The sequence below is a fragment of the Mesorhizobium sp. M7A.F.Ca.US.014.04.1.1 genome (genome assembly GCF_003998745.1).
Taxonomy (GTDB): domain Bacteria; phylum Pseudomonadota; class Alphaproteobacteria; order Rhizobiales; family Rhizobiaceae; genus Mesorhizobium; species Mesorhizobium ciceri.
Map to the genome: position 1 here is coordinate 1 of NZ_RZRW01000146.1, position 11,047 is coordinate 11,047.

Here is an 11,047-nt window from a genome sequence, read left to right on the forward strand (position 1 = left end):
CCCCTCTGCCCTACCCTCTTTGCCGCCACTTGGCATCTCCCCCACAAGGGCGGCAAAGAGGGTAGGGCAGAGGGGTGCGTGACAGAATGAGACGTTGGCGCGACAGCGCCCCCCTCTGTCGACTTCGTCGACATCTCCCCCGCGGGGGGGGAGATTGGCGCCTTGTCCTGCTTGGCCGCAGCAGCATCAGCCCCATAGGCCTCACCGTCGGCATAGATCCACGCCACGGCAGCGCCGACCGCAATATCGACACCCTCTTTGCCGGTGACATCGCGCAGGACGCCGCTGGCCGGCGCATCGATTTCCATCGCCGCCTTGTCGGTCTCGATCTCGAACAGCACATCGCCCTTCTTGACGTGCGCGCCCTCCTCGGCAAACCAGCGCGAGATCTGTCCGGTCGCCATGTCCATGTCGACCTTGGGAAGAATGACTTCGGTCGGCATGGTCTAGCGGACCCCTTTCACGAGGTCGCGCGCGGCGGTGATGATGTCCGGAATTTGCGGCACCGTCGCCTTCTCGAGTTCCGGATTGTAGGGGATCGGCGTTTCGGCGCCGCCCAGCCGCACGATCGGCGCGTCGAGATAGTCGAACGCTTCGCTCTCGGCGATCATGGCGCTGACCTCGGCGCCGATGCCCAGCGTCTTGACCGCTTCGTAGACGCATAGCAGCCGCGACGTCTTCTTGACGCTGTCGATGACGGTCTGCTTGTCCATCGGCCGGATGGTCCGGAGATCGACGACTTCGACGTCGATGCCTTCGCTCTCCAGCACGGCTGCCGCGTCGAGCGCCTTCTGCACCATGATCGAGGTGGCGACGATGGTGAGATCCCGGCCTTCGCGGCGGATATCGGCCTTGCCGATCGGCACGGTGTAATAGCCTTCGGGCACCGGTCCCTTCATCTTGTAGAGCAGCTTGTGCTCGAAGATCATGACCGGATCGGGATCGGCGACCGCCGCCAAAAGCATGCCCTTGGCATCATAGGGGGTCGCCGGCTGGATGACTTTCAGACCCGGCACATGGCCGAGCCAGGCTTCGAGGCTCTGGCTGTGCTGAGCCGCCGCACCGGTGCCGGAACCGGCGGGAAAGCGCATCACCACGGGAACAGAAACCTCGCCGCCCAGCATGAAGCGCATCTTGGCCGCCTGGTTGACAATCTGCTCCATGGCAAGCGTGGCGAAATCGGAAAACTGGAACTCGAAGATCGGCCGCATGCCGGTGAGCGCAGCCCCAACCGCAACGCCCGCGCCGCCCAGTTCCGAAATCGGCGTGTCGATGACGCGGTCAGCGCCGTAACGTTCGACCAGGTCGCCGGTGACCTGGAAGGCGCCGCCATAGACGCCGATATCCTCGCCCATCAGGAAAACGCGCTCGTCCATGTCCATGGCGATCGCCATGGCCTCCTGGATCGCCTGGGCGTAGCTCAGTTCACGCACCATCGCGTCCATCACGCCTGCTCCGTATACACGTAATTTCCCGTCTCGCTGATATCGGGCGATGGGCTCGCCTTGGCGAACTCGATGCCCTCGGCGATCTCTTGCGCCACGGCATCGCGAATGGCCTCGATGCCCTTGTCGTCGATGAAGCCGAATTCCCTGAGCTCGCTTTCGAACAGGGTGATCGGATCGCGGTTCGACATCCAGTCCTCGATCTCTTCCTTGGTGCGATAGCGGTTGCGGTCGCTCTTGGAATGGCCGCGATGGCGATAGGTCTTGGACTCGATCAGCGTCGGCCCCTCGCCGGCGCGGGCTCGGGCAACAGCCTGATGAGACGCCTCGGCGACCTCGGAGAAGATGTTGCCGTTGACGATGACGCCGGGCATCGAATAGGCGGCGGCGCGCTCGGCGATGTTCTTGACCGCGGTCGAGCGGGCTGTCGATGTCGACATGCCGTAGCCATTGTTCTCGCAGACGAAAATGACAGGCAGCTTCCAGACCGCCGCCATGTTTAGCGCCTCGTGGAAAGCGCCTTCATTGTTGGCGCCATCGCCGAAGAACGAGACCACGACCTTGCCGGTCTTCATCATCTTGGAGGACAATGCCGCCCCCACGGCGATCGGGATACCACCACCGACGATGCCATTGGCGCCGAGATTGCCCTTGCCGACATCGGCGATGTGCATCGAGCCGCCACGGCCCTTGCAGTAGCCTGTGGTCTTGCCGAAGAACTCGGCGAACATGCGCTTGACCTCGGCGCCCTTGGCAATGCAGTGGCCGTGACCGCGATGCGTCGAGGTGATCTGGTCATCCTCGGCAAGCGGCATGCAGATGCCCATGGCGCTGGCTTCCTGGCCGATCGACAAATGCATGGTGCCATGGATGAGGCCGCGCGTGTAGCACTCCTCCGCGCCCTCTTCGAAGCGGCGGATCAGGTACATCTTGTGGAGCACCTGCTTGAGCTGCTCGGCGCTGTACTGGCGGTAGACGAAGGGCAGATTGGCGCGACTGTCAGTGACGGCTTTGCTGGCTGTGGCCATGATCACGCTCCCACGGTCCCATAGACGAGCTTGTCCTGGCGAGCGCGCAGTTCGGCGATCTTGGAGCCCGCCGCGGGCGCTGCATTCGCGTAGGTTATGAGTTCGCCCTTCTTGATCGGCGCGGTGACCGAGCCGCCCTGCAGCAGGCCGCAGGGAATGGCCTTGGCGGCGCGCGCTTCAGGCGTCGTCATGATCCAGGCGCGGTAGCAATATTCGCCGATCGCATCGAGCTTCTCGCCGGGCTTCATGTCCTTCTTGGCCACGGCGGCCACTTCGGCCACCGGCTTGGCCAGCGGCACCATGTCGGCCTTGCCGTAGAGCACGACGCGCGCGCAGGTCAGCGGCACCTCGAGCGAGGTCAGGTGATAGGGACGATGGAAAGTGAAATACGGGCCTTTGCCCATCTTCAGATCTTCCATGCGCTCGGAGATGCGCGGATGCGACATGTCGGCAACGACGAAGACGCCGGGCGCGACACCCTTGCCGATCGAATAGTCGACGACGCCGACCTTCGACAGAACGCCGCCATCCTTCTGCGGCACCAGCACCTTGGACAGTTCGCCAAGCGTCGCCGCCGGGCCATGCATGCCAGCCTTGTCTGGAACCAGGCCGGTGGCATTGGCGATTGCCGCCATCTCGACCATGGTCTTGGAGCCGTCGACGAATTCGACCAGCATGCGGACATTCATGTGCCGGCGCTTGGCTTCCTCCTCATAGTCCGGGGGAATAGCGTCGATGTTGAGCGGATTGTTCTTGCCCTTGCCGGCGGCAACGATCGGGTGACCCATGGCCGAGACGAACTCGATCAGCTCCATGCAGGAGGACGGCTCATCGCCGGCGCCCAGTGAATAGGTGACGCCGAGCCGGTCGGCCTCGCTTTTCAGATAGGCGCCGATGGTGACGTCGGCCTCGACATTCATCATCACCAGATGCTTGCCATGCTCCATGGCGCGCAGCCCGATCTCGGCGCCAACGGCGGGAACCCCGGTGGCATCGATGACGACGTCGATCAGATCATTGTTGATGACAAGGTCGGCGTCGTTGGTGACCGCGACCTTGCCGGCTTCCATCGCCGACGTCATAGCCGAAGCATTCGACACTTCGCGCGCATGCCCGGTTTCCTGGAAAGCGATATCGACGGCCTTGCTGGCAGCCGGCAGGTTCAGTTCGGAAATGGCGCCGATCTCGATGCCCGACATATGGGCGACACGAGTGACGATGTCGGTTCCCATCTCGCCCGAGCCGATCAGGCCGATGCGGATAGGCTTGCCCGACTTTGCGCGTTCCTCGAGATCGCGGGCAAGACCCGTCAACGAAACATTGGAAGCCATACCGCTCGTTCCTCCCATAATGCAGGCTTGTTCGATTGCCTGACGGGTATTGAACATCTGTATTTCTGTCAAGACTAATGTCCATATTCCCGTGCTTTTTCGGACACTTTCACCGTAGTCCGGCGGGACGAGAAAGAGGCTGGGAAACCCGATGCCGCGCAGTCGCCGTCAGTGCGCGGATGGGCATCGGTTGGGATCGTTCAGCTCAGCCAACGGCGCAGCCTGTTGCGCTGCCGTGCAATAGGCCGGCACATGCGACTGGCGGCATCTTGGCCCTCGCGGGAAGTCCTGCTCAGTGCCCCGCGAAGCCTGCCGGAGGCGGGCAACCCGCCGCGTCGATCGCAAAATCATGGAAATGCACGACCACGCCATCCGCATCGATTAAGATCACGGCATAGCCGGGTGCTTTTCTGCCAGCGCCCAGCGGCACCAGCAGGCAAACGGAACGCTTGGATTACCCTCTACTGTGCCGTCCAGCCGCCATCCATCGGCAAGGTTGTGCCGGTGACCTGCCTGGCCGCGTCCGAACACAGGAACAGCGTCAGCGCGGCGAGCTCGTCGACGGTGACGAATTCCTTGGTCGGCTGGGCGGCGAGCAGCACATCGTGCTTGACCTGTTCCTCGGTCATGCCGCGCGCCTTCATCGTGTCGGGAATCTGCCTTTCGACCAGCGGCGTCCAGACATAGCCCGGCGCGATCGCATTGACGGTGACGCCGTCGAGCGCTGCTTCGAGCGCTACCGTCTTGGTGAGGCCCGCAATGCCGTGCTTGGCCGACACATAGGCCGACTTGAACGGCGAGGCGACCAGCGCATGCGCCGAGGCGGTGTTGATGATACGGCCCCATTTGCGCGTCTTCATGCCCGGCAGTGCCGCCTTGATGGCGTAGAACGCGGCGAGCAAATTGATGCGGATGATGGCTTCCCACTTGTCATCGGGAAACTCCTCGATCGGCGCGACATGCTGGATGCCGGCATTGTTGACCAGGATATCGAGACTGCCGAAGGCAGCCTCGGCCTCATGCACCATGGCGCTGACCGCCGCGCCATCCATCATGTTGGCACCGGAGTAGCGGCACTTGACGCCGAAATCCTTCTCGATGCCGGCGCGCTCGTGCTCGATGGCAGCCGCATCGCCAAGGCCGTTGATGGTGACATTGGCGCCTTCCACGGCAAAGGCGCGGGCGATGGCCAAGCCGATGCCGCTGGTCGAGCCGGTGACGAGGGCGTTCTTCGAAGACAGGAAACCCATGATGATCTCGCAAGAGGTGGGAGGGAACGAACGGGGCCGCCTTTGTGCGCCGCACCATGACAGTGCCATAGCCATATGTCGGTGCGATTACAGGGTTGAGACGGCCGTCGACAGGCCCCTTGGGCGGCTGTCAGGCGGCTGACACGGCACTGTCATGGTGCCGTGCAACATAATCCGGAGCGCATTCGCGCAGTCATTCCTGAACCAAAATGGGGCTACAGCCTTGCAGATCGCCGATGTCGTGAAGCGCGCCTATGCGATGCCGCTGACCAACCCCTCCTTTCCGCCCGGGCCGTACCGTTTCTTCAACCGCGAATACGTCATCATCACCTACCGCACGACGCGCGAGGCGCTAGAGGCTGTCGTGCCGGAGCCGCTGGAGATCGACGAGCCGCTGGTCAAATACGAATTCATCCGCATGCCTGACTCGACCGGTTTCGGCGACTACACCGAGACCGGCCAGGTCATCCCGGTGCGCTACAAGGGCCAGCACGGCGCCTACGTCCATTCGATGTATCTCGACGACGACGCGCCGATCGCCGGCGGCCGCGAACTGTGGGGCTTTCCCAAGAAGCTTGCCAATCCCAAGATCGTGCATGAAGGCGAGGTCATCGTCGGCACGCTGCACTATGGCAGCGTTCTGTGCGCCACCGGCACGATGGGCTACAAGCACAAGAAAGCCGATCACGGCTCTGTCCTCGCTTCGCTGGCCGCGCCCAATTTCCTGATCAAGATCGTCCCGCATGTCGACGGCACGCCGCGCATCTGCGAACTGGTCCGCTACCACCTCACCGACATCACGCTGAAGGAAGCCTGGACAGCGCCCGCCGCACTCGATTTGCGGCCGCACGTCATGGCCGACGTGGCGCGGCTGCCGGTGCTCGACATCGTATCCGCCGTCCACTTCACCGCCGACCTGACGCTTGGGCTGGGCGAAGTGGTTCACGATTATCTCGCCGACCGCACCTGAGCTGCACAAGCCTTTCAGAGCCCAAACAGAAGTCGGAGACCAAAGCCGTGCTCGAACGCAATCGCAACAAGGAGGCCACCGCCACCATCGCGGAGATCTCGGCGCAGTATGACCGCGTCGCGCTGGTGTTTCAGGGAGGCGGCGCGCTCGGCGCCTACCAGGCTGGGGTGTACCAGGCATTGGCAGAGGCCGGCTGCGAGCCGAGCTGGCTTTCCGGCGTGTCGATCGGCGCCATCAATGCGGCGATCATCGCCGGCAATGAATCGAGCCGCCGGCTGCAGCGCCTCGAGCAATTCTGGCAGACGATTTCGGGTCGCAAGATCTGGGCCTATACGCCGGAAGGCGACATCTACCGTGATATCCGCAATCGCACCAGTTCGTGGATGACCATGGTCATGGGGCAGCCGGGCTTCTTCAAGCCGCGCAATCCTAACCCCTGGATGGAGCAGCCCGGCGCCGAGGGCGCCACCAGCTTCTACGACACGGCCGAGCTGAAGGAGACGCTGCAAAGCCTGATCGACTTCGACATCCTCAACGACGGCAAGAAGCGGTTGAGCGTCGGCGCGGTCAACGTCCGGACCGGCAACTTCGTCTATTTCGACACCGACAAGGTCCGCATCGAACCGGAGCACATCATGGCCAGCGGCGCGCTGCCGCCGGCGTTCCCGTCGATCCGCATCGAAGGCGAATATTACTGGGACGGCGGCATCGTCTCCAACACGCCGCTGCAATATCTGCTCGACCAGGAAGAGGACCGTTCCTCGCTGGTTTTCCAGGTCGACCTGTTCAGCGCGCGAGGCGTCCTGCCGCGCAGCATGCCGGACGTGCTGTCGCGCCACAAGGACATCATGTATTCAAGCCGCACACGGCAAAACACCGACAATTTCAAACGCATCCACGGTCTCAAGATGCGCCTGCTCGATGCACTGAAACGGGTGCCGAAGGAGTTGCGGACGCCGGCCGAGGAAGCGCTGATCGAGGACTATTCGGACGCCGGCACCGTCAACATCGTGCACCTGATCTATCAGCACAAGGGCTATGAGGGTCACGCCAAGGACTATGAGTTCTCAGGCACCTCGATGCGCGAGCATTGGGAGACAGGGTTGGAGGACACGCAGCGCACCTTGCGCCATCGTGAGTGGCTGACGATGCCGACCAATGTCGACGGTGTGGCCATCCATGACCTGCATCGCGAAGACCCGACGTAGCCAGGCCGGTTATGCCCAACGGTTCAGCGTTGTTGGCCAGGATTCGTTTGAACGGCCATCGCCAACGCTCGAGATTGGCCGACGCCTCCAAACTTCGTCATCCTTGGGCGAAGCAGGAGCGAAGCTCCGTCGCGGAGACCCTGGGATCCATGCCGTGACCTTTGCCACGGAGTGCAGCGGAGCAGAATTCTGCACCGCGGCAACGCTCAGGAGTCGCGGCATGGATCCTATGGTCTGCGCCGCGTCGCTTCGCTCCCTGCTCCGCCACAGGATGACGAAGCGAAAGGCGTTTCGGCAATTTCCTAGGCATGTTCCACGTCAACAGAAACGAATACGTCTTCACCCCTTGAACGCAGTGCTCACTTAAAGAAAAAAGGCAGCGCCGGTCACCCGGCGCTGCCTTTTGTTCGGAAGCTTACGCTCGGCTCAGAACACCTGGCGGAAGATGATGAACAGCACGAAGGCCAGCGTGATCGAGCACGGCAGCGTCAGCACCCAGGCAAGCAGCAGATTGCGCACCGTCGCCCATTGCAGCCCCGAACCGTTCGCCGCCATCGTTCCGGCAACGCCCGACGACAGCACATGAGTCGTCGACACCGGCAGTCCCAGCCGATCGGCCATGCCGATGGTCACCATCGCCACGAGTTCGGCCGCCGCACCCTGGCCGTAGGTCAGATGGCTCTTGCCGATCTTCTCGCCGACCGTGACGACGATGCGTTTCCAGCCGACCATGGTGCCGAGGCCGAGCGCCAGCGCGACGGCGACCTTCACCCAGATCGGGATGAACTTCGTCGCGTTGTCGACGGCCTTGTGATAGTCGGTGACCGCTTTCAGATCGGCCGCCTCCATCGGCAGCAGCTGCTTCTTGTCGATCAGCTTGAGCGCTTCGCCGATCAAATAGATGTCGTTGCGGGCGTTGCTGACCAGATCGGTCGGCACCGTCTCGACCGAGGCATAGGGCTGCAGGCCAGCCGTCGTGTTGTGGATGTAGGTCTGCAGCGCAACCGTCGTCTGGTCGCTCCATGTCCTGGTGCGCACGGCATCCTGGACGGCGGCCTTGGCATCGGCGACGGTGACGCCGGGCTTGGCATATTTGCCCAGCGCCGTTTCGACGCTGACCGAAGCAGACTTGTAGGCTTCGAGATAGTTGATGTCGGGGGTGCGGTTCAGCGCATACGCCGTCGGCACGACGCCGATCAGGATCAGCATGATCAGGCCCATGCCCTTCTGTCCGTCATTGGAGCCGTGCGCAAAGCTGACGCCGGTGCAGGTGAAGATGAGCAGGCCACGGATCCACCATGGCGGCGGCGTGTTGCCCTTCGGCGCCTCGTAGAGCGCCGGATTGCGCACCAGCAGCTTCATTACATAGAGCAGGATCGCCGCGGCGAAGAAGCCGATGATCGGCGACACCAGCAGGGTGACGCCGACATTGGTCGCCTGCGACCAGTCGACGCCGCTGGTGGCGCTGCCGGCGGGCGCCATGAACTGGTTGGCAAGGCCGACGCCGATGATCGAACCGACCATCGTGTGCGAGCTCGACGCCGGCAGTCCGAGGAACCAGGTGCCGAGATTCCACAGGATCGCCGCCACAAGCAGCGCGAACACCATGGCGAAGCCCGAGGACGAGCCGACCTGCAGGATCAGCTCGACCGGCAGCAGCGACAGGATGCCGAAGGCGACCGCGCCGCTGGAGGTGAGAACCCCGAGGAAATTGAAGGCGCCCGACCACATGACGGCGAATTCGGCCGGCATCGAGCGCGTGTAGATGACCGTCGCCACCGCATTGGCGGTGTCATGGAAGCCGTTGACGAACTCGAAGCCGAGCGCGATCAGCAAGGCGATGCCAAGCAGGATCCACGGCACGGTCTTGGCCACCGCAAGATCCTGGCTGAGCGCGTAGCCGACATAGGCGATGCCGACGAGCACCAGCACGCCGAAGGCCGGCAGGAACCACTTCGCGCTGCCCGATTGATCCAGCGGATGATCCGGTCTCGGAATGCCCGCCTCGCTAGAAACTATGTCCACCATGTCCCACTCCAGATGCATTGCAGCAAAGAACTGGGAAGACGCTATGTCCGCACGATGAACCCTGTGTGACGCCGGCGAACGCCGCGTTCACGAACAGGCCTGCCGAAAAGCGGGTGGGCGGCGCCTATTTGGCAATCTCGAGCAGCGACGATACCAACAACTGGCGCTCGTCTTTCGACAGGACATCCGAATCGAAGAGGTTCATGCTGCGCAATCCCTCGATGGCGAGATAGCAGATCAACAGCGATTTGAGATCCGGCGTCTCGCCCTTCAGCCGCTCGAAAAGCTGCCGCTTGAAGGTCTTTATCGGCATCATGAAATCGGGATCCTCGGCGATGGCCGAGAAGATCCAGGACGCCGACGGCTGCTTTTCCTCGCAATCATTGGCCGACAGCCTGATGTAGACGGCCAGGGGATTTTCGTCCTTGTCATTTGTGCTGGCGGCTTCCAGCGCGTGCTCGAACTCGCGCAGATAGCCTTCGACCAAACCTTGCATCAATTTGGCCTTGGTCGGGAAATTGTAGAGGAGCCCTCCCTTCGACACGCCGGCACGGCTGGCGACGGCATCCAGCGACAGGCTGCCTGGTCCGGATTCCCGGGCAACATCAGCCGCCGCGGCGAGAATCTTCTCGCGCGAATTCGGTCTTTGGGCTCTCATGGTGCCTCCCATCGCAAGCTTAGGCCCAATTGACAAGACCGTCCAGACGGTACAGGAAGACCGCCATTATTTGAAATCGGGACCCGCAGTCGGTATGTGTCCCGATATCCGCGCTTCGCGCCGGATTTCGACTGAGGGGACTTCCTTGTTCAAGCGCATACTCCGTATCTTTATCATTGTTCTGGTTCTGGCCCTGCTCGTCGTCGTGGTCGGCGGCATCGTCGGCTTCAACTTCCTGCGCGACAACGGCATCAAGCAGTACTTCGCATCGATGAAGCCGCCGGCGGCAACCGTTTCGACGACCATCGCCAAGCCTTCGGCCTGGACGCCAGGCGTCGAGGCGATCGGCACGGTCAAGGCGGTGCGCGGTGTCGACCTGACGGTCGAGACTACCGGTATCGTCAAGGACATCCTTTTCCATGCCAACCAGAAGGTGGCGGACAATGCGGTTCTGCTGCAACTCGATGACGCCGTCGAGCGCGCCGACCTCGATGCACAGAAGGCGCAGGCCGCGCTAGACCAGACCTCACTTGCCCGCGCCATCGAACTGACCAGGCGTGGCGTTGGCTCCGACTCGACGCTGGACACGGCGCGTGCGGCGGCCTCGGCCTCGGCATCCCAAGTCACCAAGCTGCAGGCCGTGCTCGACCAGAAGCAGCTGACGGCGCCTTTCGGCGGCACGGTGGGTATCCCGAAGATCGATGTCGGCCAGTATCTGGCGCCCGGCACCGCCGTGGTGACATTGCAGGACCTCGACACGATGCGGGTCGATTTCACGGTTCCCGAACAGCAACTCGCCTTGCTCAAGATCGGCCAGACGATTCGATTGGGCTTTGGCGGCGAGGACAGGCCATTCGCAGGCGCCATTCGTGGCATAGACCCGAAGATCGACTCGTCCAGCCGGCTGGTGAACATCCGGGCGGAAGTCGCCAATCCCGATGGCAAGCTGACCCCCGGCCAGTTCGTGCAGGTGCGTGTCGAGCTGCCCGAAGAGCAGAACGTGCTGACCCTGCCGCAGACGGCGCTGACGACAAGTCTCTATGGCGACTACATCTTCGTGGTGCAGCCAGCCAAGCCCGCCGAGACAGCGCCAGCTGCCAAGCCGGAGGAAAAACCCGCTGCGCCGGCA

10 protein-coding genes are annotated in these 11,047 nt (G+C 62.8%); 3 read left to right on the forward strand and 7 right to left on the reverse strand.

Going from position 1 to position 11,047, the window contains the following annotated elements:
* From EOA22_RS38825 to EOA22_RS12530, 5 genes are all read right to left on the reverse strand, one after another.
* Positions 1-443: lipoyl domain-containing protein (locus EOA22_RS38825; RefSeq protein WP_127389996.1), on the reverse strand; the 443-nt coding region annotated here is incomplete at its 3' end.
* 3 nt (positions 444-446) lie between these two features.
* Positions 447-1,445: an alpha-ketoacid dehydrogenase subunit beta gene (locus tag EOA22_RS12515; RefSeq protein ID WP_027163140.1), complete on the reverse strand. Its 999-nt coding sequence runs from the start codon at positions 1,443-1,445 to the stop codon at positions 447-449.
* On the reverse strand, positions 1,445-2,473 hold the full coding sequence (locus EOA22_RS12520) for a thiamine pyrophosphate-dependent dehydrogenase E1 component subunit alpha (RefSeq protein ID WP_063169131.1): 1,029 nt from the start codon (positions 2,471-2,473) through the stop codon (positions 1,445-1,447). The genes EOA22_RS12515 and EOA22_RS12520 overlap by 1 nt, the downstream gene beginning before the upstream one ends.
* 2 nt (positions 2,474-2,475) lie before the next feature.
* The gene (locus EOA22_RS12525; protein ID WP_024503031.1) at positions 2,476-3,804 is read right to left on the reverse strand and encodes an NAD(P)H-dependent oxidoreductase; all 1,329 of its coding nucleotides are present in this window, start codon (positions 3,802-3,804) and stop codon (positions 2,476-2,478) included.
* Between the two features lie 461 nt (positions 3,805-4,265).
* On the reverse strand, positions 4,266-5,054 hold the full coding sequence (locus tag EOA22_RS12530) for a 3-hydroxybutyrate dehydrogenase (protein WP_063169132.1): 789 nt from the start codon (positions 5,052-5,054) through the stop codon (positions 4,266-4,268).
* Positions 5,055-5,277: 223 nt separating this feature from the next.
* Between EOA22_RS12530 and EOA22_RS12535 the strand changes: the two genes are divergently transcribed.
* Positions 5,278-6,024, forward strand: a complete 747-nt coding sequence (locus EOA22_RS12535) for an acetoacetate decarboxylase (protein WP_063169133.1) — start codon at positions 5,278-5,280, stop codon at positions 6,022-6,024.
* Between the two features lie 47 nt (positions 6,025-6,071).
* Positions 6,072-7,232 (forward strand): patatin-like phospholipase family protein, encoded by a 1,161-nt coding sequence (locus EOA22_RS12540; protein ID WP_024503027.1) that lies wholly within the window; start codon positions 6,072-6,074, stop codon positions 7,230-7,232.
* 426 nt (positions 7,233-7,658) lie between these two features.
* Here the strand turns inward: EOA22_RS12540 and EOA22_RS12545 are convergent, their stop codons facing one another.
* Both EOA22_RS12545 and EOA22_RS12550 read right to left on the reverse strand, forming a co-directional pair.
* Positions 7,659-9,260 (reverse strand): inorganic phosphate transporter, encoded by a 1,602-nt coding sequence (locus EOA22_RS12545; RefSeq protein WP_063170349.1) that lies wholly within the window; start codon positions 9,258-9,260, stop codon positions 7,659-7,661.
* 124 nt (positions 9,261-9,384) lie between these two features.
* A complete protein-coding gene (locus tag EOA22_RS12550) occupies positions 9,385-9,918 on the reverse strand; it encodes a TetR/AcrR family transcriptional regulator (protein ID WP_024503025.1) in 534 nt (177 codons plus the stop codon).
* Positions 9,919-10,063: 145 nt separating this feature from the next.
* Between EOA22_RS12550 and EOA22_RS12555 the strand changes: the two genes are divergently transcribed.
* A partial coding sequence (locus EOA22_RS12555; protein WP_127389997.1) for an efflux RND transporter periplasmic adaptor subunit occupies positions 10,064-11,047 on the forward strand: 984 nt, incomplete at its 3' end.